A 24,140-nucleotide genomic window follows, 5' to 3' on the forward strand; every position below is an offset into this window, starting at 1 on the left:
CCGAATATGCGCGATGGCGCCACCCTATTATAAACAGGCAGGTTTCGCGGCGTCCCCCTTTCTTATTACGGGGAGATGCGCGCTTATTAAGGGGAGAAGCGCGCGCCTGTGACGGCTTCGCCCGCGCCCATCGACGATGTGCAGGGCGCAGTGCGCACAAGTGGTGAATACACATGACGATGTCACGCGACCCTACTCGCTCTTTCCAAGCGTGCTCCGATGCGTGTAGAGTTGATTTATAATCCCGTAACCTAGCAACTTGTGCCAATAATGGGTAAGGAGACGCCGACCCCGCAGATTTTTAGCATCTCTATTCTGGATGGTAGTTTGAAAACCCTTTTCCCGACAAAATTTTCCGAGACGGGTGCTTCAAGCGGTAATCCCGCATACGGAGATGGCTGGGCAAACGCGCTGTGCGCCCCGGCCGTGTCGCCGCACAAACGTCGGCACATGTCCTATCAAATGCGCGAAAAGGTCGAGCGGGCGCGGAAGATTATTCGCGCAACAATGGTGACGCGCGATGAAGACTGATGCCGGATTGCCGATAGCGGTCGTCATGGGCCTGTCGCCGACGGGCCTGCACGTTGCCCGCACCATCGACAGATTGGGCGCGCGCGTCATCGGGGTCGGACGAACCGGCGAGGTCGGTCTCGCGTCGAGTGCGCTGTCGCAGAGAATCGTGGATGATGGGTCGTTCGACGTGCTCGACCGTGTTCAAGCGGCGCTCGATGGGCAGAAGGCGATCCTGCTGCCCACTTCAGACGAATACGTAGAACTGATTTCGCAAAACCCCCGTCCGACATTGCAGTGTCAGCAAAGCTATCGGTCCGGAGCCGCGGACCTGCTGCTGACCAAAGCGGACTTCTATCGGAGATGCGCCGATCTGGGAATGCGCTATCCTCGTTCGGTAGCGCTGAAGGGCGATAAATCCCGCAACCAGCTCCACTCTCTTGATCTGCCCGCCATACTTAAGCCGTCGCGGATGCATGACCACAAGGCGATGATGCGTGGGAAAAAGGGCTGGGTAGTCGGCGACGCCGCGGAGCTGGACGATCAATGGCTCCAGATCGCAGATTTCCCGGGTGAGATCGTCGCACAGGAGTTTATTCCGGGGCCGGAAAGCGAAATCAGGCTGGTGTGCGGCACCATGCGGGCAGGGGGGGAGGTCAGCTCCCTCTTCACCGCGCGAAAGCTGCGGCAGTATCCGCGGGGCATCGGTTCAGCTTCGGTAGTGCAAAGCTCCGATGAACCGCAGGCAGCCGAGATGGCGGTCAAGTTCCTGCGGGCAATTGGATACGAGGGAATTTTCGGTGCTGAGATGAAAAGACACGCCAAATCGGGCGAGCTTTACTTTATCGAAATCAACCCACGCACTTCGCTCTGGTTCTCCGTTTCCGAAGCGGCAGGATGTCTTGTTGTCCAACAGGCGTATCTTGACCTTGCGCAACCCGACAGTCCGCCGAAGATTGCCAGGCAAGTCCAGGGCGTTCGCTGGCGTTACTGGCTCAAAGACACTGCCACGCAACTGGGTTATGCGCTGCGGCCAAGGCAAGTGTTTCCTGCTCCGACGATGTCGGATGCCGGGCCTGTGACGCGTAAGGTTTGGGCTGTATTCGAACCTGGCGATGCACGCCCTGCCATTACCGAACCCTTCAACCTTGCCCGGAAACTTTTCCGCCGCGTTCTGGGGAGGTCGGGTGCAAAGTGACGCCTAGCTTCACCATTTCGTTGGATTTCGAACTGCGCTGGGGTGTCCGGGACAATGCTGATGCCGACAGCTACGAAGACGTGATCATGGGAGGCCGACGGGCAATCCCGGGGCTTCTGGATTTGTTTCGGCAATATGGGGTGGCGGCCACATGGGCGACGGTCGGTTTTCTATTTGCCAAGAACCGCGATGATCTGATCGGCCATCTGCCCGCGCTGAAACCTGTGTATGCAAACCCCCGATTCTCGCCTTTCGAGGATATCCATAATAGGGTCGGCAAGGATGAGGCTGACGACCCGATGCACTTCGGCATGTCGCTCATTCGGCGCATTCAGGACACGCCGCTACAAGAAATCGGCTCGCACAGTTTCTCACATTTCTATTGCTTGGAACACGGCGGCAGCGCGGAGGCATTTGGGGCCGACATTGTTGCGGCGCAATCCATTGCCCGGGCCAGAGGCATCACGGTCAGGAGCCTGGTTCTGCCCCGCAACCAACTGAGTGGGCCTCACCTGAAAGCGGCGCAGGCCGCCGGTATTACGGTTTTCCGCGGCAATCCAAAGGGGCACTTCTATCAAGCCCGCGCTCGGGAGGACGAAAGGTTGGTGCTGCGGGCCCTCAGGTTTGTCGACAGCGCCGTGCCGCTGACCGACACCCTCGCCCTGCCGCGCAGGGATTTGGGGGGCAGTCTCATCGACACACCCGCGTCGCGGTTCCTGCGGCCCGTCCAATCTGTGTCGTCCTATCTTGCAAAGGCCCAGCGTCGGCGTATCATGTCAGAGATGACCCGGGCCGCAAGGTACGGAAAGAACTATCACCTGTGGTGGCACCCGCATAACTTCGGGCGCGCAACCGATGCCAATCTTGAGCATCTTCGGCATCTGCTGAAACATTTCGCAACACTGCGCGACAGCTACGGCATGCAGGCCCTGTCCATGCTGGAATTCGCGCGGTCCGCCGCAGAGGCAGATGAGTGGCCGTCTATCTAGTACTATACGCAAGCCTCTGCCTTCTGGCGCTCGTCGTCCGGCGAGAGGCCGAGATGCTGATCCTAGTGGCGGCCCTGCTGGTATTGCTGATCTTCATGGGTACGCGCTATGAAACTGGTTGCGATTTCGGCGGTTATCTCAATCGGTTCGAGAACTTGCCGCCCGGTGTTCCGCTGAGCGATGCCGTTGGACGGGACGAGTTTGGGTTTCAACTGATATTGACCTTCGTTCGGTCCATTGATGCCAGCTACATGTGGGTCAACGTGATCTCCACTGCGATCCTGCTGACCAACCTGTTTCTGTTTCTGAGGAACCGGCATCAGCCGATGATGATCCTCGCCGTGCTTTTTCCCATCATGCTAATCCAACTCGGCATGTCCGGATTACGGCAGGGCATCGCCGTGACATTCCTGCTGCTCGCCTGTGATGCCTTCGTAAAGAGAAAGCGGGTCAAGACAATGGCGCTGATGCTTGCGGGGTCGATCTTCCATACATCCGTGCTGATCTTCATCCCGATCGTTGCCTTCGTGGGGCGGAGGGTATCTGGGCCGCGGCTTATCGGTGCGATCGTGGTGCTAGCACCATTGGCGATGCTACTGCTGGGTGATCGTCTGGATGTCTACCGCGCCCGTTATGTCGATCAGATATACGGCCAGATGTCATCAGGCGCGGCCTTCATCAGATATGGGCTGACGCTAGCTCCCTACATCGTGTTCTTCTTTTACCGTAAGGTTATCGAGGTCAACTTTCCGCGCGAATACAATCTGATCTTGTTGTTCGGCATTATCACGGTGGCCACGCTGCCCATGGGCCTTGTCAATACGGTCGCGCTCCACCGGTTGACCTATTATCTCATGCCGATGAGCATCGTGATGTTCGTCTATCTCAGCTATTGTCTGGCGGTACTAAGCGGCAACAAACTCCTGCGCTTGGCTCCGGCATTAGTTTACGGGGCCTATTCGCTATCGTGGTTCACTTTGTCAAAACATGCGTCGAACTGTTATACGCCTTATCAATCTTATCTTTTCAATGCGTACTGAACGGCAACCCTAACCTTTATCGTCAGCGCGCCCACTCAGGCGGCCGCCTCAATGCGAGTTCGTGCCTTTCTCCCTCTGGACGAAACGCGCAATCTGCATGGCCATGGGCAAGGTTAGCTGGAGTTGGTGAAACCGGTCATCCTTCCGGTCCGTTAAACTTTTTTCTGGCCAATCGTCGATCAGGCTGCGCAGGCGTTCAATGTTCAGCATGTGCGCAACTTCTTCGTCCTGCGCCCATTGGTCCAGTTCCCGCCGGATCGTCGGCAGGTCGCGCGACAGGCGCAGGTGCCAATCCGCCGTCTGCTGGCCGAACTTCTTGTTGTTTACGACACTTGACGGCAGCTTGTCTGCCATCATGCGCCGGATTAGCCAGCGGTTCACCCCATTACGGTGGAACTGGGTTTCGGGCACGCCGAAGGACCATTCGATCACGCGCCTGTCCGCGAAGGAATCCCTGATTTCGATACCATACATCGCCCGCAGCCCCTGCATGATATCGCCAGTATCCGTGATCCAGGTTTCCATCATTGCGAGCCATTGGGGTCGAGAATAGCCGGGTTTGTCACCTTGCCGAGCGTAACCAGCCGTGTCGACGCGGGTCGGCATGTCCATGTCCTCGGCAAACCCGGGTCCGATAGCGGCGAACTTTTCCCAGTTACGCCCGTTTGTCTTGCGGCCCCGCATCTGTTCCTTGGCGTCCCAAACCCAGTCGGGAGACAGCGGATAGACCAAGTGTCTAAGTAATCGGCTGATGAAATGCCGGGGCGAATTGCTGATCTCTGCCAGTTCCCTGTAGAGCCGCAAGAACGATCCGCGTTTGAGTAATTCGGCGAATACGCCGTCGCCGAGGTGGGTCAGGGTGGCATTGCCCAACGTGCCCTGCAACATGACGCCCACACCGCGTGCCTGCGCCTTTTCCAAGATTGCGTGAGTCCATTGAAGGTTCAGAGCATTGCGAACCGGCGTTTCCAGATGTAACAGAAGCTCTTCCTGCCTGTGGTAATGTCCCATCCCGGCACCGTCGACGAGGTTGATCTCAATCGCGGGGATCATCGCGCCGATTTCCCTGACATAGGGAGATTCATCTCCAAACATCCCATTAGCGTCCCGCCCGTCCCAGCCGATTTCGGGGACAGACGTATATGTAATCAGCTTTTTGTCCCGAGCGGCGAGATGTTCTGCGGCAAGCGCGGACATTGACGAGGAATCGAGCCCGCCACTCATGAACGCGCCCACTGGGTGTGCACTGCGCAACAGCGCGCGTACGCTCTGATCCAGCACCTCCAGCCCCGCCTCGACGTAATCAGAGTCCTTCTTGTAGTGAACCGGCTTCACGTTTTCGCGCAGGCGATAGTAGCGTCCAACCTTTTCACCCACTTGCGTCGCGCTGATCATGCCAGCCGGGGGGATGCGTTGAATTCCCTTAAAGAAGGTCCGCTCTCCGTCATGGTAAAGCTGGCACAGCGCGTCCGCGACCTTCTGATGGTCGATTTCGCGGGGCATGTCGCCAAGCGCGTGAATTCCCTTGGGTGCCGATGCGATGACGAACCGGTCCGAATTTGTCGCATAGTGCAGCGTTCTGGCACCAAAATGATCGCGCAGTGCGGTAAGCACCCCTTCGTTCTTGTCCCAGACGATGATGGCGAATTCACCGACCCAACGCGACATTGATTGCGTGTTCCAGCGTTCCCAGCACGCCATTGCCAGTGCGGCATCGGAACTCAGCACAAGCCGCTGCTGGTCCAAGCCGAGATCGGACGCGATTGCATCGCGATTGTCAAACCGGCCATCGAACACCATCGTGTATCGACCTTCACCGCCGGTGATCGGCTGGATCGCGCCTCGGGCTTCGGGGGTGTTGGTGAAATGCGTGTAGATGAAGCCGACAGGACCGACAGTCTTGACTACCTGCCTTTCGGGTCCATACGGGCGCAGTGTCCGGGCAATTCGTTCCAGGTCCGACTGTTCCGGCGTGCGACCGTCGCGGTACAATATTGCGGCAATCCCGCTCATGACGGCACCTTGTGCAGTCCCCCGATATGGTCGGCCAGAAACGCTGAGCTTTCTGTGATGCGGCCAAGGGCACGCGGCCGTGTGAATCGGTAGACCGGAACTCGCGCCGCAATGACACCGGCCTGAGCAAAGGCCTGATCGGAAACTTTCATAAGATCGAGCCATTCGACCTTGTAGATGTTGCGGTAGATCGACTTGAGGGCCTCTACCCCTGTGAGGCGCGCGACCTCCGGGCCCTTCAAATCATCGGAGAATCGTATGTCATATATCGCCCGAAGTTCAAGCAGCGCATTCTCAGGTCCCAGCGGAGTTTCGATGTAGTGCTTCTCGCGGCCGCCCTCAGAAACGGCAAGCTCGCCACTTTGCATGCCAAGTGCCTCGCTCGCCTCCTGCCACAGTTTTAGACCTTTCGGCATTGCATGTACCGTTATACCTTGCGGGTCGGCGGTCTGCGCGATCGCTACGTCGTCGCAGACATAGCGCAGATCGAGCGAACATAGGCTGGCCGCAAGTGTGGATTTCCCGCCACCGCTGTCAGCGACGAAGGCGTAGGCGCTGCTGTTTCGGGATACCGCGCTACAGTGCAGGGGGAACATGCCCCTTTGGTGGCATAGGACGCCCCACGCGGACCCCAGTAGGAACAGCCTTATCTCTGCATCGGTAATTCGGTGATTCTTAAATATCGCAATCCGGTTTCCACCAGAGATTGTAAAAAGCAGCCCTTCGACTGTGGAAAAGGAAAAACTATTTTCGGAAACGGTCTTATTCGGTGCATCCGAATGGGTGATATCGAAGGTCTTAATTGTAACTTCTGATTGAATTCCTGCTACTTTTACCGGCTCCAGAAAACCCTCAAGATTGAGGTCGGACTCTACGCAAATACCCGAAATTAAATACTTATAGATCATTTTTCGTTTTGCTCCACGGCGTCAAGAAAACACAGCATCGCAGGTTTCGCGCTTTTGTCCCATTCAAATCGCGCTTTGTAACTTCCTTTTTTGTGACTTGCGTTGCCTCATGAGGAAATGATATGAATACCTACCACCAATACAGAAATAATATAGCGGCTTGCCGCCAATATGAGGTGCTTACATGTATTACTCAAAACCAGAATTGAAAGTCGAACGGATTGCAGCTGCGCTGAGGAGTTCTGCCGGAGGCCCACTTGGCGATAGTCAGGCAGGTCCGGGTGCGCCGCTGGCCAACGCGACGAACAGCTAAGCAGATGAGTTTATACCGGCGGGTCACCGCCATGCCGTCAGAGACGGTGGGCGGTGACCTCCTTGTCGTTGATGCGGAGCGGGATTTGTTTTTTAGCGCAAATCCTGTCGGCGCTTTCATTTGGTCCCGGCTCGCTACTCCTGCAAGTCTGGATGAATTGATTGACGCCGTTGTCGATGAGTTTGAAGGCGCGTCCCGCGATACCGTCAATGCTGATGTGCGGGAATTTGTCGACTCTCTCGAAGCGCAGTCTATCGTCCAACTTGTGAAAGATGTGTAATCTCAGGGATAGCATGTGGCAATCGCTCACTGGAGAATTCTTGGCGCGCGGGATCTGTCTATCCCGCAATGGCGCGCCATCTTTCGTGCGCGAAGTCTGCTGATAGAGATCGACCGAAGCCTGCGCGACGATGGACTTGCAGAAACTAGGCAAAGTCTTCTCAAATCCGACGGTTCTCGTCTCGGTATCTTCGCGGAGCAGGGGCCTAAGGACATTGTGCGTGCCATAAGGCGCGCCTCACGGCTCTCTATCGGTCATCGTGACAATTGTTTGCGCAGGTCCCTCCTGTTGTGGTGGATACTCAAGTATCAAGGCATCGAAGCTGTTCTGCGGACCGGCGTCATATCATGCGGCGGCACTTTGAACGGACATGCTTGGGTTGAACTGAATGGAAAGCCGATCAATGACGGTATTAACGTCCGGAACGTCTACACTGTGATCGAAACCGAAATCATGTAAAGATCGGTTTCTTGCCCTGAACTTATGGTTCAACGCAAACCAATTCGGCAATCCCCATCGACTTGCATTCTATGGCTTCGAGCGGAATTCGATAGCTAGGCCAAGCGACTTGGAAGTCGTGGTGGTGCAAGAGCGAACCGCCCCGGTTTTGCCGGAGACTGTTTTTTTCTTCTCAAGCAAATTTATCGACCTCAATCATGTTTGCATAGAATGCCTTCTCGGCTTCTGCTGGCGTGAAGTATCCTATGGGTTTAAGGAGGCGGCGATTGTTGACCCAATCGAGCTATTTCGAGGTTTCCCACTCAACAGCATCAGCGGATTTCCATGGCCCTAATCTGTGAGTAACTTCTGCTTTGAACAGGCCAATCATGATCTCTGCGAGCACGTTGACATACGAGTCGCCACAATTCCCCACACCTGATCACAGCCCAGCATCGGCCAACCTTTCAGTGTATTTTATCGAAACATACTGGCTGCTCCGGTCGCTGTGATGGATTAGGCTATCGGCAGGCCGGCACTCATAAACCGCCTGTTCCAGAGCATCCAAGACAAACTCTTGCCAGGTCGAGACATAGGTCAAGTCTAATACCCAGCGTTGGTTTGGCACCGTTGCATGGAACTGTCTGTTCACCCGATCCAATGGGCATGGCGGTGCTTTGTCTGACCAAGTTGGGTTGATCTTCTTGCCGCGACGGACCCTTCGATATCGATGTCAAGCATGAGCCGTTCAACCGTGCGGCGTGCCAGATCAAAGCCTTCCCGTCTCATGGCATGCCACAGTTCCCGCGCACCATGGACCGATCTGTTATCCTCCCAGACACGCTTCAGTTCGGAAGGTAATTGCGCGTCCCGCTTGGCGCGATCCGACGCTGTGTCGGGATCACGCTTGACGGCCAGATGTACATAGAACGTCACCGTGGCCAGCTACAGAACGCGGCAGATCGGCTCGACCCCACAGATTGCGCGATGCGCTTGATGAAGGTAATCATCTCCGAAATGGGCGGTCGAGCTCCGCTTGGGCAAAATACGCTGAAGCTTTCTTCAGTATCTCATTCGCTTGCAGACGCTGGCGGTTCTCACCTTCCAAGGTTTTGATCCGATCCCGTTCAGCAGTCGTCACTCCATCACGTTGACCGGTGGCGGTCCCAGCGCGCCTAATCCAAGTCCCGAAGCGTATCTGCCCCACAGCCAATCTTCGGCGCAATCGACGTGATCGCCGCGGATCGGCTGTCAAACATCGCCCCGATGTTCAAAAACCATCCGTACAGCACGCTCGCGCACTTCAGGTAAATAACTGTTTCCGCATTTGTTCTTTTCCAAAACCCAGTATCCTTACTTCCGGGTATTCGGCAAACAAAGGGCGGTTCACCACTCTGGCGCGGGGAAATCCACCATGGCTGGCTTACTAAAAAAAGAGACCGGCTGGCCGTTGATTTCAGATGATCTGGCGGTGCTGGACCCTGCTAAGACACAACTGCAGTTGAATGGCGGTGTCATAAGGCTGAAGCTTTGGAAAGACGCGGTACGGTTGCTTGGCAGCGAGACCGAAGATCTGTCACAAGACTTTGCCCGGATTGACAAATACCACCTTCATGCACCCCGAATGTTCACCGATGAAATGCACGAACTTAGTCATTTAATAATGCTGCAACCCTCCGAGGATATGAGAATGGAGAGGATAGAGCACGGCAGGGCATTTGAACTGATGATGACTGCGATCTATCGACCCGAACTTGTCAGGTACTTTAACGATCCAGCTGCCGTGTTTAGTAAGTGCGCCGATGCGGCCAGACAAATAGAGGTGTCCATATTTCATCGGGTGTGGTCACAGGTCGGATTGATTGATTCAGTCAACTTCCTTGCTGAGTATTTCGACACCTCAAAGAAGTAGTGCGGACGCAAACGCCGGCACTCCAGCCAGCTAACCCCGGAATGAGATCGCGGGTCAGATAAAGACCAAATCGGGTATAAAGCTGACATAAAAAGGAGACTGCTGAAAAGTGCAGCCTGTCTTCGATACTCAAAACATATCCGCGCAGTACAAAAAGATTTAGCTGGTGGGACCTTCCAATATCTCTATCGAAAGGTCCGTTCCAGATCGAAATATCGCGCTCTACTTTGCGCCAAAACCAGTAAATATGACCGCGAAAGTAAGTCTGATCACGTAAAGATCCATTCGAATACCTTGGCTCTTCACGTAAAAGTGGTCATATCGGGCTTTACGCTCCACAGATCGGACGTTTTCGGCATATCCACCACGAACTTGGGCAAGGCCGGTAATGCCAGGGCGTACCTGAAAGCGTTGCGCATAATCCTTGATGTTTCGGGAATACCGTACCGCGTGATCCCAAGCATCCGGCCGAGGCCCGACTACACTCATCTGACCCAGCAATACGTTAATAAAATTGGGTAACTCATCAATTCTGAACTTCCGCAGGTAGAATGCAAAAGGTGTAATCCGGTGCGATTCCAGCGGGTCGTCGTGGCCGCGTACATCATACGGTGCGTATGACATCGTTCTGAACTTATAGAGTTTGAAACGCTCGCCGTTCAGACCCATCCGATGTTGAGCAAAGAACAGGCGGCCAGGGTTGTAGAACGGGTTCAGCACTAATAGTGCAACTGCAACCACAGCGATAATTGGAAGACTAATTGTTGCAAGTATCAAATCACAAAATACTTTAAAGATATTGTAAGCAGACAGCTGAATGTTGCCGCTTCTTGAAATTCCATGTCCAAGTTCCGAATGGGCATGACTATAGGTTGCCGCAATATGGGCTTTCTGTGTCACAATAACACCTCACAATAATGGTGGGCAGGCAGCCCCAAATAAAAATCAGCGCAGTCTTTGAGCAGTCAAAGTGTGCTGAACAGGAAACATCATGGTAAGGATTTGGCGTTTAGGCAAGAATTTGGTGAGAAAGCGTTTAAATTTAGTCATAATTCGGCACAATAAGGGCTAGATATTGCCATTATATCTACCCTAACGGGTATTTGTAGTTCGATTGCTATAATTTGGATATTCAATTCATCCAAAATTTCCGAATCGGCATTCAATTACCTAGTAAAACTTCCCGAAATTTCAGTCTATTGGTGTATTTATTCGACAATATCTACTTTAGGTGGTATTTAAACTAATGGATTTCTATTGGTCTGCCCTTCAATAGCAGCGGCACTGCTGAAGTGGTCCAGCAACTGAAGGTTTTACATTTTGATTTCAGAATGCCAGGAGATGCCTGCAACGCGCGACAAACTCTGAGTAGCAAACTCAAAGTGATCGTGCCGTGTCTGCGCCAACCCGAGGGCGTCAAACAAAATTTACTGACATGGCCAGCGTAGTACCGACCTTCTCACCGACAGCAATGGCATCAGGGCACCATCCCAGCCGTCATGGCAATCGTGGTCATAAGGATGGGGCGGGCATGTTTATGACACGCGTTAAGCATCGCGGACGCCTTGTCGACGCCCTCGACATCGCTTCCAAAGCGAATTCAACCAGCATGATGGCGTTTTTGGTGACAATGCCCATCAGCATCAAGAAACCGATGATCACCGACAGACCGATACCCGAACCGTAAACATACAGCGCAAAGATCGCGCCACCGATGGCAAGTGGCAGAGACAGCAAAATCGTGATTGGCGTAATGAAGCTGGAGAACACCAACACCAGCACAACGTAGACCAGCAAGATGCCAGCGCCCATGGCGAGACCGAACTGCGTAATGATATCACCCAGTACGCTCATCGCGATGTCGCGCGAACCGCTGTCGTTCAAAAGGGTCAGGCGCGCGTCGTTGCCATCTCGACACTCTTGGCCGAACCCGCCGCGCCGTTAGTGAACGCGATGCAACGCGGCGCCTCGCAATCCTATCCACGCAGTGACGGGAACGCTGGGGTTCGTGCCAACCCGCTCAGAAATCGCCCCGACGTTCTGGCCGCCTAGCGTCGCTTTGCAGCGGCCGTGGCCGGGGTCAGCGGAATGAGAGGCGAAGGTTTACGTATGATTGCGCGCCCAACAACAGGCAGGGTAGACCAGAGCAGAACCAGCCGCAGGAGATACTAGGTTTGAATTCGGACTATTTGATCGTCCTTTTAGAGAAACTTGTCACTACCATAGGTTTCGTGCCAAACTTTGCGGGTGCAGCACCAAGGGGGCACTGGCGGACAGTGCAAATCACTTGTTTGAACATTTAAGCGTCGCTGCATTCATTGATGCAATGGTTGACGAGGTCGTAGTGCTCGACCGGGATGGCGTTATTGTGGCCGCGAATGCCGCATGGGACGAATTCTGCATAGATAACGGCGGAGACGCGTCTCAGTGTTACCGTGGCACCAACTATCTTGATATATGTCGGCAGGCCGTCGGCGGGTCCAGTGCAGAAGCTTCGATCATCCCCGATGGCTTTGCCGAGACACTGCGCACGGGTAGCCCGTTCAAATGCGAATACCCCTGTGACAGCCCGACTGTAAAAAGATGGTTCGAACTGACGGCGAGCAGACTGGTTTATGGCGATGAGGCATTCCTGATTGTCGTGCATCAAAATATCAGCATCCGCCGCGTGGAGCATGAGGCAGTCGAGCGCGCACATGTAACATTAAATGCGATGGCTGCTTTGATCGCGACAACCTCGGACGCCGTGCTCAGCTATGATCTGGACGGAAACATCATTACCTGGAACCGTGCGGCCGAAGCCCTTTATGGCTATACAGAAGCAGAGATACTTGGCCGCCCGCTTGAAATCCTGTACCCGCCTGACTGGCCGACGCGCATTACCTACTACCGTGATGAAATCCTCGCGGGCCGCCTTAGTCGTTTCGAAGCGACGCGGATGGACAAAGACGGCGCGAACCACGACGTCTGGATCAGTTGCGCGCCGATCCGTGGCGCGGGTGGCGACGTGGTGGCAATCTCGAACATCCACCGCGATGTGACGGAGATACGCAAAGCCGAAAGAGCCCGTGACCTAATTGCACATGAAGTCATTCACCGTGCCAAAAACATGCTCACGATCGTCAATGCGATCCAGAGGCAGACAGCGCGTATCGAAACCACGTTGGAAGGGTTTATGCGCAGCTTCGAAGCGCGCCTCAGATCGTTGTCGCAATCGACGGACCTGCTGGTGAAAAGTGAATGGACTTCAATAGGCCTTAGCGATTTGATTTCGCAGCACTTGGAACCGTTTGTCATGCCCAACGACAAGCGGCTGTTGCTAAGCGGCCCTGCGGTCAGTCTACAGCCGCAATGCGTACAGACCATAGGCATGGCCGTTCACGAATTGGCCACCAACTCTGCGAAATATGGCGCCCTGACGCAGGACCATGGCGCGATCGAAATTGTCTGGTCAGTTGAAACCCCCGTCGACCGACCGGCACTGTTGCTCTCGTGGCGCGAAGCATCGGACACGATTCAAAGCGCGCCCAAGCGTAAGGGCTTTGGAAACACCGTCTTGACCCAACTTGCACCATCTTTGCTGAATGCACAGACGAACTTTGAGATCACACAAGGCATGGTGGCGTGGAATATCACCGTATCGGACCAACATTTCACCCACTAGACGCCAGATGAGCCGCTGAAACTGATCCAGACGGCCGTGGTTCAATGGCCGGTTTTGACATGAGAATGCGATGGGTCTGACCATCGTTTCGCCATTCTGCGCCGTCAATGCGGTGTCGCGCGCAGTCAGTTATATTAAAGTTTTTCTACGATGTGGATTTGAAACAGAGGTCCGGCGATATTTGCCCATCCTCGTCTTTATTAGGGGCAAGTCGGCACAAGGCGATCATTCCGCTCATGCGTCATAACGACCTGTTGTGCCTGGCCGACAATAGGCGCAGCCTGAACTTACCCACGGCGGGTATAGGAACAGCACATGAAAAAGATTGATGTCGAAACCGATCTAAAGCGGTCCAAATTTCTAATCATAGCCATGGCGGTTCAGGTCGTTGTTATTCTGGTCGTCATGTTCGGCTATTGGATTTACCTCCGGCATTAGAACATTTGCCAATATGCCTCTTGTTGTTGGCCCGCGCTGACCGCAGGAGGGCACACGTAGCTTTTCGTTCTGCTGAGCGGCGGTTCACCATGACGCGTGGCAAACTATTGGCCACCCCCAGACGGGCCTTGCTGCTGTTGCTTATCGCCCGTGCCGCACTTCGCCGGTCGCGACGCTTGTCAGGTCGACGTTGGCACCGCGCCGGGACACGCTGACCGGCGGAAACGGGCCTTATTGGCATACCACCGCGAATTTCTGTTTCACTGTCCTCACAGGTGGTGATACCCGAGCAAAAATTGCTGACAGACATGCGCCTTTCATCACTCGTTTCTCGACACCGCGCTACGGCGAAGGTAGAAATTATCAAGGTTCTCGGAGAAGCGCTGTGAAGCATTTGCAAACACTTTTTGAACGCGCACTTGATGCCGTGGTGGCCATGGATGCGGCCGGCCTCGTCATTGCGTGGAACAGCGCGGCAGAAGAGATGTTTGGCTGGTCACGTTCCGAGGCGCTGGGCGCGTCGATGGGCGACCTGATCGTGCCGCCGCAGCACCGTGAAAGCCATACAAAAGGTCTGGAACACTACAACCGCACGGGCGAAGGCCCGGTTCTGGAAAAGCGCGTCAAAATTACGGCCATGCACCGCGATGGCACCGAATTCCCGGTTGAGCTTTCGATCTTTCCGCTGCCGATCGACGGTGGCGCGCAGAGCTTTTATGCCTTTATCCGAAGCCTGGCGGCCGAGCAGGCGGCACGTGCCGAGCAAGAGTTGCGCGCCCGAGAAGGTGAGGCGCTGCTGGCTGTCGCACAAAAGCTGTTGGAAGATGTTTCTTTCGAAGAGTTTACCGCTTTCTGCCTTGATACTGTCTGTGCGGTTTCAGCGCTGGAAGCCGGACATTTCCATGTCGTACGGGGCCGCGGATCAAATGCCCGACTTTCTCCCACCGGGATCTGGCATCTGGCGAGCGACGCATTTCGACCCGTCGTCGAGGCAACAAGCATGCTGCATTTTGCGATGGGCGAAGGGCTGCCGGGGCTGGCGTGGCAATCTGGACGATTGGAAGCGCTGGACATCACGCGCAAGCCTGATCAATTCATGCGCAGGGAGGTATTCGAGGCGGTTGGGCTGACGCGCGCGGTGGCATTGCCGGTGTGGAAAGACGGAAATGTGCAGGGCGTGCTTGAGTTTTTCGGCACCGCCTCTGCGCGGTTGGACAAAGATGTCCTTAGGTTGCTGCAAACAATCGGGAGCCAGATCGGCGTTGCAATCAGCCGCAAGGAAAGCGCCGAATACCGCGAAGCACTGCGCCGCGAGATGAGCCACAGGGTCGGCAATAGCCTCACGGTGCTGTCCTCGATCTATCGCAGCTGCTCGAAGGCGGCTGCGAGCAAGGAAGAGCTTGATAATGCCTTCTTGCAACGCCTTCAGGCCGTGGGACGTGCAAATCGCATTGCGGTCGAAGACGCTGAACAGGGTGTGGCGATGCCCGTGCTGATCAAGGACGCGGTAGGAATTCTTCCAGAGGGTGACGATATCTCGATCCAAGCGCCTGACGTGATGGTCGACAGCGATTGCGTGATGCCGCTGGCGCTGATCCTGAATGAACTGGCGACCAATGCCCTCAAGCACGGCGCCTCCGACGCGGACTGCCACCGCGATATCAACATCACTGTCGACGAGTCAGACGAAAAATTCGCGCTGAAATGGAGCGAGATACCCGAAGTCCCACTTTCGACACCCCCGGCAGAGCCTGAGCGGGTGGGATTTGGGACCAAGCTCATGCGAATTATGGTGGAGGGCCGGTTGGGGGGTGCGATTGAGCGGCGCCATGATGAAACCGGGTTTCACGTGGTCTTGCATCTGCCGCGCGCCCGGCTTGAGGCCGCGGCGAAGGTCGATTAGGGGCAGCGCCTCAACGGTCCTAGCGTAGGGTTCGTCCATCTGAACTGCTTTTCTTACACGCGTTCCTGCGCGCGTTTTCCCTCTCACGGCCAGCCGATCGTACGTCAGGCAAGCTGTTATTATATCTGGTTTAGCTGTTCACGCAGGTGATCCCGAAAGGCATGGGTCAAAACGGACGCGGGCCGGTGCGCCGGGATCAAGATCGCCACGCTGCTGGTGATCGCGGGTTCAAACTCTCGAAACACGACGCCGGCAACCGGGCTTGTCGCCGCGGTGATGCGGTCGATCACGGCGGCGCACAGATTGGCCCCGACCAGTTCAAGCGCAGGCAGGAATGTTCGCAGCACGAACCGTCTGTTCAATGGGGTGTTTGACTGGGCAAATGCATTTTCGGTGGCGATCGTAACCGGATGTTCCTCGAACAGGATTGCCATCGGGAAATCGCGCAGATCATCAGGAGTCAGTACATCCCGCGCTGCCAAAGGGTCTGCTTCGGGGATGGCAATGACGCATTTGGGATCGAAGGATTCAATTTCGATTGACCCGCGGGCAGGGGGCGTTTCCGCCAGACCAATGTCGAATTGCTGCGAGGCGATCAGATCCTCCACGACATGCGACGCCCGCATCATCAGGTCCGCTTTGACCTCGGGTCTGGTTTTCAGAAAGGCAGCAAGCGTTCTGGGCATGAAAAAACCCGATGCGGCGGGATGGCAGGCAATCCGCAGATGGCCGCGGTCACGCGTGCCGAACTCTGCCATGGTGCGCACCGTGCGCCCCATCCGTTCAAGCACCTCCTCGGTTTCTTCGAGCAGGTAATACGCTTCGGGCGCGGGGGTGAGGCGTCCGCGTTCGCGCTGAAACAAGCTGAAACCAAGCTCTTTTTCGATATTCGCGATCATCGTGCTGACCGCCGGCTGTGTCCGCAGCAGCGTCCGGCTTGCTGCCGAAATGGACCCGCTGCGCATGACCTCACGAAAGGTTTCAAGTTGCCGAAGGGTCAAGTTGGGGAGCATGCCATAAATCCTCTTTATGGATTCAGTGATATTTTCGATTTGAATTTATGGCAAGGGATGGATGATGTGGCCCCACTAGGAATTCATGTGGGGGGCACCGTGGATCGTTTCGCAGCTATATTGCTAACATCGCTGATCTGTTTCGTGGCGCTGGGCCAGTTCTTTCAGGTGATCACGCGCTACGTGCTTCAGATCCCGGTGATGGGGCTTGAGGAAACCATGCTCTACCCGACGATCTGGCTGTACATATTCGGGGCGATCAACGCGTCCCGCGAAAATTCCCACATCCGCGCCAATGTCCTTGAGATTTTCATCTCGTCCGAGCGGGCGCATATCATCCTGGCCATTGTCGGCGAGGTGATCAGCCTGATCGTGGGTCTGTGGATCCTGAGCTGGGCGTGGGACTACACCCGGTACGCCTGGCGGGTCTGGCGCGAAAGCCCGACGCTCTACATCCCAACATTCTATTCCGACGTGGCGTTGGTCGTGGGGGTCACATTGATGATGGTCTACACCGCCTGGCACCTGACCAAACACATCCTCAGCTTGAAGAACGGACACGTCGCATGATCGAGATTGCACTCCTCGCCATTGCCCTGCTGGTGATCACGCTGACGCTCGGGGTGCCGCTGCCCTACTGCTTTGGTGCGGCGCTGATGGTGATGTATTTCATCGGCGACGTGACGATGAAAGGCATGGTTCTTTGGGGCGTTCAGCAATTGGGCAATCCAATCCTGCTGGCCATCCCGCTGTTTGTTCTGGCCGGCACGATCATGGCCGAAAGCGGGATCGCCGCTTCGCTGTTGCGGTTTGTGAATGCCTTTGTCGGTCATATTCGCGGCGGCCTTGGCGTGGTTGCGGCGGTCAGCTGTGCGGTCATCGGCGCGATTTCAGGCTCCGGCCTGACGGGCATTGCCGCCATTGGCCCGATCCTGATCCCCGAAATGGAAAAACGCGGCTATCCGCGTGAGTATGCAACGGCGCTGATCGCAAACTCGTCGATCTTGGGTCTGCTGATCCCGCCGTCTGTCACGATGATCGTCTATGGCTGGGTCACAGACACGTCGATCCTTGCGTGCTTTCTGGCGACGCTGGGGCCGGGCCTGCTGATCATGTTCAGCTTTTCGGTGATGAACCTGTGGATGAGCCGCAAGTTCGATCTGATCCTTGATGACAAGCCGACCTTCAGCCAACTGTCGACCGAAGTGGCCAAGCGCGGTATCCACGCCTTTCCGGCGCTGCTGATGCCGGTGATTATCCTCGGCGGTATCTACGGCGGTATCATGACGCCGACTGAAGCGGCGGCAGTTGCCGTGGTATATTCGGTGCCGGTCGGCTTTCTGATCTACAAGGGGCTGCGTCTGTCGAACTTTCTCGACGCAGGTAAAGAAGCCGCGACCGCCGTTGGCGCGATCATGTTCATGATCCTCTTTTCCATGATCCTCAGCCAGATGTTCGTCTACGAGAGCATTCCGCAACAGATCGTATCAAGCATCTTTGCCATCACCGAAAACAAGGTCGTTCTGCTGATCTTCATCAACATTCTGCTGTTTCTGGTCGGCATGGTGGTCAACGATATTACGGCGATCATCCTGATTGCGCCGCTGCTGTTGCCGCTGATGAACGCTATGGGTGTCAGCCCCGTCCAGTTCGCCGCGATCATGGGGGTCAATACCGCGATGGGTGGCGTGACGCCGCCCTATGCCTCGATCCTCTATCTCGGCGCGCGGATCGGTAAGGTCAAAGTCACCAAAGTCATCCCGCCTGCGATGTTCCTGATCGTGACCGGCTATGTGCCCGTCGTCTTCCTGACATCGTTCTGGCCTGACCTGTCTCTCTTTCTGCCCCGCCTGTTTGGCTATTAACGCGGGCCTGAACCACACGACCCAATGAAAATATAAGGAGGAAACACCCATGAAAACGAAACTTCTCGCGACAGCTCTGGCGACCCTGATGGCGGTATCACCGGCCATTGCCGAAACGCTCAAGATGAGCCACGTGCGGCCGCAGGACGCCACCATCGACGTCGAACTGCGCAGCTTTGCCGCCTCCGTCGCCGAGGCAACAGGCGGCGAGGTCGAAATCCAGCTTTTCCCGGCGTCTGCACTGGGTGACTATACCGCCGTGCAGGAACGTATCAGCGTCGGCGCGTTGGACATGGCGACCCAGCCTGCCGCCGCCGCTGTTGATCGGCGCATGCAGATTTCATCCTTTCCCTATCTCGCAGAGACTTGGGCCCAGGCACAGAAAATCTACGGACCGGGCGGTGCGGTGCGCGAGGTGATGAATGGCCTTTATGCCGAGCAGGAAATCACTGTACTTGCAGCATACCCGGTCTACTTTGGCGGCATCGCGCTTAACGTTGAAAACGCCAACCCTGCCAGCACGGAGCCGAACGGCATCAAAGTGCGTGTGCCCGGCGTGAAATCCTTCCAGTTGGAAGGTGAAGCTCTGGGCTATATTCCGTCGCCCATCCCGTTCTCCGAAGCCTTCACTGCCGTGCAGACCGGCGTTGTTGACGGGGTGATTGGCTCGGGCGCCGAAGGGTATTACGCGTCGTTCCGCGATGTGACCAAAACCTACATCCCGGCCAACACCCACTTCGAAGTCTGGTATATGATCATCTCAAACGAGAGCCTTGCAGCGCTTTCCGAAGAAGATCAGACCGCGCTGAAAGAGCAGGCAGCGGCATTTGAGGCAACCCGCTGGACCGTGGCCGAGGCCGATCAGACGCGCAATGAACAACGCCTTGTTGACGATCTGGGCGCAACCGTCGCCACGCTGACCGAAGCGGATCTTGCCGCGATGTCAGCCAAGGTGCGCGCTGAGGTATGGCCAAAGGTACTGGAAGACGTCGGTGTCGAATGGGGTCAGGCGATCCTGGATCAAGTTGCCGCTGCGGCAGAGTAAACTTCATCATCGGGGCGGCGCAATCCGCTGCCCCGACACGCCCGAGAGATTTTACATGACAACGGACTATGCCATCATCGGCGGCGGGATCGTCGGCCTGTCTACGGCCTGGGGCCTGCTGAAACGCGGCCTGCGGGTGACCGTGCTGGACGGCGACGACGGCTCATTCCGCGCCAGCCGCGGCAATTTTGGACTGGTCTGGGTGCAGGGCAAAGGGCTGCGAGCACCCGATTATGCCAGTTGGTCGCAAAGGTCAGCCGCCGCATGGTCCGGCTTTGCGGCAGAGCTGTCAGACGCAACCGGCTTTGACCTGGGGCTTGATCAATCCGGCGGCTATGATCTTCACTTCTCAGAAGAAAGCCTGGAAGCGACGGTCGCCGACTACGAAAAGCTAAAGGCAAAACTTGGCGGTAATTATCCCTACGAGGTGCTGGGTCACAATGCGCTGCGCCGCGAAGAACCCGCCATCGGCTCCAAAGTGGCAGGCGCGATCCTGCACCATCAGGACGGCCATGCCAATCCACTCAAACTGTTGCGCGCGCTTGCCGATGATGTGCGCCGTCTCGGTGGGGTCATCCTTAATGGCAAACAGGTGACCGATGTCGCCAAGACTGATCTTTTCTGCATCACCTGCGCCGACGGAACACAGGTGCGTGCGCAGAAAACGGTCCTGTCCGCCGGTCTGGGGGCCATGACGCTGGGGCCAAAGCTGGGGTTCAAGGCACCGATCAGACCGCAGCGCGGGCAGGTGCTGATCACCGAAAAGCTGCCGAAACTCATCAACCGTCCCTCGTTGATCGCACGTCAGGTCGACGAAGGCGGCATTCAGATTGGGGCCACCAACGAAGAGGTCGGGCTGGATGACCGTGTAACCCAGCCGGGCCTGTCCGGTCTCGCCGCCGAGGCAATTGCGGCCTTTCCGGTTTTGGCCAAGGCGCAGCTTGTGCGCAGCTGGGGGGCGTTGCGAATTTTGTCACCCGATGGCCTGCCGATCTATCAGCAAAGCACCGAAATGCCCGGTGCCTACCTCGTGACCTGTCACAGCGGGATCACCCTTGCCGCGGCTCACGCCCGGTTCTTGCCGCACTGGTTAGAGGCCGCGGGTGATGCCCCGAATTTGGAGATGTTCAGTGAAGCTCGGTTCTAATTTCCGCGACCTGACCCCCGCGTCTGATCAGGAACTGGTCGACGTCCGCTTTGGCGCGCAGGTGCTGCGCCTGCCTTTGGGGGGGAATCTGGCGGCATCGCTTCTTGTGGCGGGCGTTATGCCGTTTCGCCTGACACCCGTTTCGGGCGCGCCTCGGGGGCCGTTTTGCATGATGGGGGCCTGTTACGACTGTTTGGTCGAGATCGACGGGATAACCCGACAGGCCTGTATGCTGGAGGTCGTGAAAGACATGGAAATCGACATGCCAGCCGCCAAAGGGGGGTGCGATGCGTGACGTCGATCTGATCGTTATCGGGGCAGGCCCCGCCGGGATGTCTGCCGCCCGCCGCGCGGCAGACTGCGGATTGTCGGTGCTGGTGCTGGACGAACAGCCGTCACCGGGCGGGCAGATTTACCGCGACGTGGACCGCGCCAGTGCCCTGCGCGGCGATATTCTGGGCAAGGATTTCACTGCAGGCAAACTGCTGACCCGGCAGCTGTGTCATGAGAATATCACCCACCTTAAGGGCGCTGTGGTCTGGCAGATCGAAGATGGATCGCGGGTGGCCTATACCCACGCAGGGGCGGGTGGCGTGGCCACGGCCCGGCGCATCCTGCTGGCAACCGGTGCCTTGGAACGCCCGATGCCCGTGCCAGGGTGGACTCTGCCCGGCGTGATGACAGCGGGGGCGGCGCAGATCCTTCTCAAACAATCGGGCGTGGTCTGCGAAGGTGCCGTGCTGATCGGGTCCGGGCCATTGCTGTACCTCATCGCTGCCCAGATGGTGCGGGCGGGCGTGCCGCCGCTTGCGCTGATTGAAACCCAGACGCATCGGGATTTTGCCAGATCGCTGCGGCATCTTGGGGGGGCGTTGCGGGGCTGGCGCTATCTGGTCAAGGGGCTGGGCATGTTGTGGCGCCTGCACCGCGCCCGCGTCCCGCGCTACACTGGTGCGACTGACATCGCGATCGAGGGCGACCGGGCTGCACAGGCGGTGACATTCCGCAGCGGCGGCACATCGCAACGCATCGCCTGCGACACCGTGCTGCTGCACCACGGCGTCGTGCCGAATACACAGACCGCCCGATCCATCGGCATCCCCCACCATTGGGATGATCGGCAAGCCTGCTTTGTGCCGGACTGTGATGCCTGGGGGCGTGCCGCCGTCGTGCAATCGGTGTTCATCGCAGGCGACGGGGCCGGTATCGGCGGCGCCAAGGCCGCGGCAACCGCAGGTGAGATTGCCGCGCTGGAAATCGCCCGTGATCTCAACCAACTGACGCCTGAAAACCGCGATGCCGCCGCCCGGCCGCTAAAGGCACGCTTGTCCAAAGAACGCGCCGCCCGCCCGTTTATCGACACCGCATATCCCGCTTATCGGGCGGCGCTTAGCCCACAGGACGCCACCATCATCTGCCGCTGCGAGGAGGTGACGGCAGGCGACATCAGGCGTATGGCAAAGCTGGGCTGTCTGGGGCCGAACCAGACCAAGGCCTTTGGCCGCGCCGGGATGGGCCCGTGTCAGGGCCGCTATTGTGGGCTTACCGTGACCCGCCTATTGTCCGAGGCCAACGGCCTGTCGCCCGAGGCAACCGGCCACTACCGTATCCGCCCGCCGATAAAACCCGTCACCCTGGGCGAGATCGCGGCGATGACAACATATGAACCAAGTGAGCAAAGCAAATGATTGAACGTATCGAAACCGGCCAGCGCATGAGCAAAATCGTTAAACACAACGGCGTCGCCTATCTGTGCGGGCAGGTCGGTGACGGGGCGACCGTTGCGGAACAGACCAAAGATTGCCTATCGCGTGTGGACGCGTTGCTGGCCAAGGCGGGTTCATCCCCGGATCGCATCCTACAGGCCATTATCTGGCTATCCGACATGGCCGATTTCGATGAAATGAATGCGGTCTGGGACGCATGGGTACCGACAGGCAATGCACCTGCGCGCGCCTGCGGCGAAGCCCGGCTTGCGCGCAGCGCCCTGAAGGTCGAAATCATCATCACGGCTGCTTGCGACGGCTGATCTGCGCAGGGGGCTTTGATAGCCCCCCGCGTTCGCTCAAAGGCGCGCGGTGCAACTGTCCACAGCATCGCCCAGCGTCTGCACGATCAGGTCGATCTCCTCGGTTGGCGAGGTGAAACACGGTGCTAGCAGCACGTGGTCCCCCGCCGTTCCATCGGCGCAGCCTTGCGACGGATAGCAGATCATCCCGGCCTGCATCGCGGACTTCTGGATATTTCCGGCAAGGTTCTTGCCGACTTCAAAGGGTGTCTTGCTATCGCGGTCGCGCACCAGTTCTACCGTCCAGAACAGTCCGCGCCCCCGGATATCGCCGACATGGGCGTGTTGGCCCAAGCGGTCGCGCAGCCCGGTTTCCAACTGCGCCCCACGCGCGCGGACCTGCGCCAGCAAATCGCGGCTTTCGACCTCGCGCAGCACCGCCAGGGCGCCCGCCGTGGCCGCCGCATGTGACATGTAGGTATGACCGTTCCACAGTGTGCCACTGCCCGCAACAATCGCGTCGATCACAGTTTCCCGCGCCATCACCGCCGCGATTGGCTGGTATCCCGCGCCCAGCCCTTTGGCCATCGTGGTGATGTCGGCGCAGATGCCCTCTTGCTCCAGCGCGAACAGGCTGCCGGTGCGACCCATGCCGCACATGACCTCATCCGCGATCAAGAGCACGCCGTGGCGGTCGCAAATCTCGCGGATATGTTTGAAATAGCCCTTGGGGGCGGGTTGCGAGCCGAGGGACGCACCGACAACGGGTTCAGCCACAAAGCATGACACACTCTCTGGCCCCAGTGCGATGATGCGCTCTTCTAGCTGGCCCGCGAGACGTTGTGCGAAATTCACTTCGCTTTCGCCCTCCTGTTGCAGGCGGTAGGCATAGGCGGCGTCTATATGCTCGACCTCCATCAGCATCGGGGCAAACGGCGCGCGCAGGCCGGCGTGACCCCCCACGGCCAGAGCGCCCAGCGTATTGCCGTGATAGCTGGGCTTGCGCGCAATAATGCGGCTGCGCAGGGTGTCGCCACGTTCCAGATGATACTGCCGCGCCAGTTTCAGCGCCGCTTCCATCGCCTCTGACCCGCTGCCCAAATACATCACGCGGCCTTCGCCTGTGCCGTTTGGCGCGCGCGCAATCAGGTGGTCGGCAAGGTCTTCGGCGGGCTTGTTGGTGAACAGCCCGGTATGGGCAAAGGCAAGTTGTTCCATCTGCGCCGTGATCGCCGCGCGCACGGCGGCGTTATCGTGGCCAAGGCTGGACACCGCCGCACCGCCACAGGCATCCAGATAGCGTTTGCCAGTGGCGTCGATCAGATAACTGCCTTCACCTTTGACGATGACGGGTTGGTCTGCCTTGAGGCTGCGGCGCAGGACGTGGCTCATGTTCTATCCGTTCGTTAATTGCCGGGCGATCCTACCGCCGCTGGGCGGCAACTGCTAATTCTTT

At 57.3% G+C, this 24,140-nt stretch carries 22 protein-coding genes, 2 pseudogenes and 1 other annotated feature; of the genes and pseudogenes, 17 read left to right on the forward strand and 7 right to left on the reverse strand.

Going from position 1 to position 24,140, the window contains the following annotated elements; translation table 11 throughout:
* The first annotated feature begins 270 nt into the window (after nt 1–270).
* The 4 genes from AC1965_RS03720 to AC1965_RS03735 are packed head-to-tail and all read left to right on the forward strand — an operon-like array spanning nt 271 to nt 3,737.
* Nucleotides 271–531, forward strand: a complete 261-nt coding sequence (locus AC1965_RS03720; protein ID WP_483885951.1) for a hypothetical protein — start codon at nt 271–273, stop codon at nt 529–531.
* Nucleotides 521–1,708 (forward strand): carboxylate--amine ligase, encoded by a 1,188-nt coding sequence (locus AC1965_RS03725; protein ID WP_483885952.1) that lies wholly within the window; start codon nt 521–523, stop codon nt 1,706–1,708. The genes AC1965_RS03720 and AC1965_RS03725 overlap by 11 nt, the downstream gene beginning before the upstream one ends.
* Nucleotides 1,705–2,697: a polysaccharide deacetylase family protein gene (locus tag AC1965_RS03730; protein ID WP_483885953.1), complete on the forward strand. Its 993-nt coding sequence runs from the start codon at nt 1,705–1,707 to the stop codon at nt 2,695–2,697. Before AC1965_RS03725 ends, AC1965_RS03730 begins: the two co-directional genes overlap by 4 nt.
* The gene (locus AC1965_RS03735) at nt 2,682–3,737 is read left to right on the forward strand and encodes an EpsG family protein (RefSeq protein WP_483885954.1); all 1,056 of its coding nucleotides are present in this window, start codon (nt 2,682–2,684) and stop codon (nt 3,735–3,737) included. The genes AC1965_RS03730 and AC1965_RS03735 overlap by 16 nt, the downstream gene beginning before the upstream one ends.
* Before the next feature lie 48 nt (nt 3,738–3,785).
* On the opposite strand, the gene AC1965_RS03740 is transcribed toward AC1965_RS03735, so the two are convergent.
* The gene (locus AC1965_RS03740; RefSeq protein ID WP_483885955.1) at nt 3,786–5,750 is read right to left on the reverse strand and encodes an asparagine synthetase B family protein; all 1,965 of its coding nucleotides are present in this window, start codon (nt 5,748–5,750) and stop codon (nt 3,786–3,788) included.
* Nucleotides 5,747–6,658: a hypothetical protein gene (locus tag AC1965_RS03745; RefSeq protein ID WP_483885956.1), complete on the reverse strand. Its 912-nt coding sequence runs from the start codon at nt 6,656–6,658 to the stop codon at nt 5,747–5,749. The genes AC1965_RS03740 and AC1965_RS03745 overlap by 4 nt, the downstream gene beginning before the upstream one ends.
* 317 nt (nt 6,659–6,975) lie before the next feature.
* On the opposite strand from AC1965_RS03745, the gene AC1965_RS03750 reads away from it, so the two are divergent.
* Entirely contained in the window at nt 6,976–7,251 is a 276-nt protein-coding gene (locus AC1965_RS03750) for a PqqD family protein (protein ID WP_483885957.1), read from the forward strand.
* Between the two features lie 15 nt (nt 7,252–7,266).
* Nucleotides 7,267–7,710, forward strand: a complete 444-nt coding sequence (locus AC1965_RS03755) for a lasso peptide biosynthesis B2 protein (protein ID WP_483885958.1) — start codon at nt 7,267–7,269, stop codon at nt 7,708–7,710.
* 172 nt (nt 7,711–7,882) lie between these two features.
* Here the strand turns inward: AC1965_RS03755 and AC1965_RS03760 are convergent.
* Nucleotides 7,883–8,970, reverse strand: a pseudogene (locus AC1965_RS03760) (transposase).
* Nucleotides 8,626–8,741: a sequence feature (AL1L pseudoknot), on the reverse strand. Its footprint overlaps the pseudogene before it by 116 nt.
* Before the next feature lie 133 nt (nt 8,971–9,103).
* Between AC1965_RS03760 and AC1965_RS03765 the strand changes: the two are divergent.
* Nucleotides 9,104–9,601 carry a hypothetical protein gene (locus tag AC1965_RS03765; protein WP_483885959.1) on the forward strand — a complete coding sequence of 166 codons (498 nt, stop codon included), beginning with the start codon at nt 9,104–9,106 and terminating at the stop codon, nt 9,599–9,601.
* A 222-nt stretch (nt 9,602–9,823) separates the two neighbouring features.
* Here the strand turns inward: AC1965_RS03765 and AC1965_RS03770 are convergent, their stop codons facing one another.
* A complete protein-coding gene (locus AC1965_RS03770; protein WP_483885960.1) occupies nt 9,824–10,501 on the reverse strand; it encodes a sugar transferase in 678 nt (225 codons plus the stop codon).
* Between the two features lie 577 nt (nt 10,502–11,078).
* Nucleotides 11,079–11,455: pseudogene (locus tag AC1965_RS03775) on the reverse strand (efflux RND transporter permease subunit).
* A 472-nt stretch (nt 11,456–11,927) separates the two neighbouring features.
* On the opposite strand from AC1965_RS03775, the gene AC1965_RS03780 reads away from it, so the two are divergent.
* The 3 genes from AC1965_RS03780 (at nt 11,928) to AC1965_RS03790 (ending at nt 15,606) form a co-directional block, all read left to right on the forward strand.
* Nucleotides 11,928–13,265 carry an HWE histidine kinase domain-containing protein gene (locus AC1965_RS03780; protein ID WP_483885961.1) on the forward strand — a complete coding sequence of 446 codons (1,338 nt, stop codon included), beginning with the start codon at nt 11,928–11,930 and terminating at the stop codon, nt 13,263–13,265.
* Nucleotides 13,266–13,580: 315 nt separating this feature from the next.
* Nucleotides 13,581–13,703, forward strand: a complete 123-nt coding sequence (locus tag AC1965_RS03785; RefSeq protein ID WP_483885962.1) for a hypothetical protein — start codon at nt 13,581–13,583, stop codon at nt 13,701–13,703.
* Nucleotides 13,704–14,097: 394 nt separating this feature from the next.
* Nucleotides 14,098–15,606, forward strand: a complete 1,509-nt coding sequence (locus AC1965_RS03790; RefSeq protein ID WP_483885963.1) for a PAS domain S-box protein — start codon at nt 14,098–14,100, stop codon at nt 15,604–15,606.
* Nucleotides 15,607–15,725: 119 nt separating this feature from the next.
* Here the strand turns inward: AC1965_RS03790 and AC1965_RS03795 are convergent, their stop codons facing one another.
* A complete protein-coding gene (locus AC1965_RS03795; RefSeq protein ID WP_483885964.1) occupies nt 15,726–16,619 on the reverse strand; it encodes a LysR substrate-binding domain-containing protein in 894 nt (297 codons plus the stop codon).
* A 99-nt stretch (nt 16,620–16,718) separates the two neighbouring features.
* Between AC1965_RS03795 and AC1965_RS03800 the strand changes: the two genes are divergently transcribed.
* Genes AC1965_RS03800 through AC1965_RS03830 form a run of 7 tightly spaced genes read left to right on the forward strand, consistent with a single transcriptional unit; the run spans nt 16,719 to nt 22,705 of the window.
* Nucleotides 16,719–17,189 carry a TRAP transporter small permease gene (locus AC1965_RS03800; protein ID WP_483886976.1) on the forward strand — a complete coding sequence of 157 codons (471 nt, stop codon included), beginning with the start codon at nt 16,719–16,721 and terminating at the stop codon, nt 17,187–17,189.
* Nucleotides 17,186–18,484 carry a TRAP transporter large permease gene (locus AC1965_RS03805; protein WP_483885965.1) on the forward strand — a complete coding sequence of 433 codons (1,299 nt, stop codon included), beginning with the start codon at nt 17,186–17,188 and terminating at the stop codon, nt 18,482–18,484. The genes AC1965_RS03800 and AC1965_RS03805 overlap by 4 nt, the downstream gene beginning before the upstream one ends.
* A gap of 49 nt (nt 18,485–18,533) precedes the next feature.
* Nucleotides 18,534–19,529: a TRAP transporter substrate-binding protein DctP gene (gene dctP / locus AC1965_RS03810; RefSeq protein ID WP_483885966.1), complete on the forward strand. Its 996-nt coding sequence runs from the start codon at nt 18,534–18,536 to the stop codon at nt 19,527–19,529.
* A 55-nt stretch (nt 19,530–19,584) separates the two neighbouring features.
* A complete protein-coding gene (locus AC1965_RS03815) occupies nt 19,585–20,676 on the forward strand; it encodes an NAD(P)/FAD-dependent oxidoreductase (protein ID WP_483885967.1) in 1,092 nt (363 codons plus the stop codon).
* Nucleotides 20,660–20,971 carry a 2Fe-2S iron-sulfur cluster-binding protein gene (locus AC1965_RS03820; protein ID WP_483885968.1) on the forward strand — a complete coding sequence of 104 codons (312 nt, stop codon included), beginning with the start codon at nt 20,660–20,662 and terminating at the stop codon, nt 20,969–20,971. The genes AC1965_RS03815 and AC1965_RS03820 overlap by 17 nt, the downstream gene beginning before the upstream one ends.
* A complete protein-coding gene (locus AC1965_RS03825) occupies nt 20,964–22,364 on the forward strand; it encodes an FAD-dependent oxidoreductase (RefSeq protein ID WP_483885969.1) in 1,401 nt (466 codons plus the stop codon). The genes AC1965_RS03820 and AC1965_RS03825 overlap by 8 nt, the downstream gene beginning before the upstream one ends.
* Nucleotides 22,361–22,705, forward strand: coding sequence for a RidA family protein (locus tag AC1965_RS03830; protein WP_483885970.1), 345 nt, complete (start codon nt 22,361–22,363; stop codon nt 22,703–22,705). The genes AC1965_RS03825 and AC1965_RS03830 overlap by 4 nt, the downstream gene beginning before the upstream one ends.
* Nucleotides 22,706–22,741: 36 nt before the next feature.
* Here the strand turns inward: AC1965_RS03830 and AC1965_RS03835 are convergent, their stop codons facing one another.
* Entirely contained in the window at nt 22,742–24,076 is a 1,335-nt protein-coding gene (locus tag AC1965_RS03835) for an aspartate aminotransferase family protein (RefSeq protein ID WP_483885971.1), read from the reverse strand.
* Nucleotides 24,077–24,140 lie beyond the last annotated feature (64 nt).

The organism is Sulfitobacter sp. KMM 9851 (genome assembly GCF_057178245.1).

Coding starts and splice junctions, on each gene's coding strand:
- AC1965_RS03720 (WP_483885951.1), top strand. CDS start 271: ATGGGTAAGGAGACGCCGACCCCGCAGATTTTTAGCATCTCTATTCTG.
- AC1965_RS03725 (WP_483885952.1), top strand. CDS start 521: ATGAAGACTGATGCCGGATTGCCGATAGCGGTCGTCATGGGCCTGTCG.
- AC1965_RS03740 (WP_483885955.1), bottom strand. CDS start 5,750: ATGAGCGGGATTGCCGCAATATTGTACCGCGACGGTCGCACGCCGGAA.
- AC1965_RS03745 (WP_483885956.1), bottom strand. CDS start 6,658: ATGATCTATAAGTATTTAATTTCGGGTATTTGCGTAGAGTCCGACCTC.
- AC1965_RS03750 (WP_483885957.1), top strand. CDS start 6,976: ATGAGTTTATACCGGCGGGTCACCGCCATGCCGTCAGAGACGGTGGGC.
- AC1965_RS03765 (WP_483885959.1), top strand. CDS start 9,104: ATGGCTGGCTTACTAAAAAAAGAGACCGGCTGGCCGTTGATTTCAGAT.
- AC1965_RS03780 (WP_483885961.1), top strand. CDS start 11,928: ATGGTTGACGAGGTCGTAGTGCTCGACCGGGATGGCGTTATTGTGGCC.
- AC1965_RS03785 (WP_483885962.1), top strand. CDS start 13,581: ATGAAAAAGATTGATGTCGAAACCGATCTAAAGCGGTCCAAATTTCTA.
- AC1965_RS03795 (WP_483885964.1), bottom strand. CDS start 16,619: ATGCTCCCCAACTTGACCCTTCGGCAACTTGAAACCTTTCGTGAGGTC.
- AC1965_RS03805 (WP_483885965.1), top strand. CDS start 17,186: ATGATCGAGATTGCACTCCTCGCCATTGCCCTGCTGGTGATCACGCTG.
- dctP (WP_483885966.1), top strand. CDS start 18,534: ATGAAAACGAAACTTCTCGCGACAGCTCTGGCGACCCTGATGGCGGTA.
- AC1965_RS03815 (WP_483885967.1), top strand. CDS start 19,585: ATGACAACGGACTATGCCATCATCGGCGGCGGGATCGTCGGCCTGTCT.
- AC1965_RS03825 (WP_483885969.1), top strand. CDS start 20,964: ATGCGTGACGTCGATCTGATCGTTATCGGGGCAGGCCCCGCCGGGATG.
- AC1965_RS03830 (WP_483885970.1), top strand. CDS start 22,361: ATGATTGAACGTATCGAAACCGGCCAGCGCATGAGCAAAATCGTTAAA.
- AC1965_RS03835 (WP_483885971.1), bottom strand. CDS start 24,076: ATGAGCCACGTCCTGCGCCGCAGCCTCAAGGCAGACCAACCCGTCATC.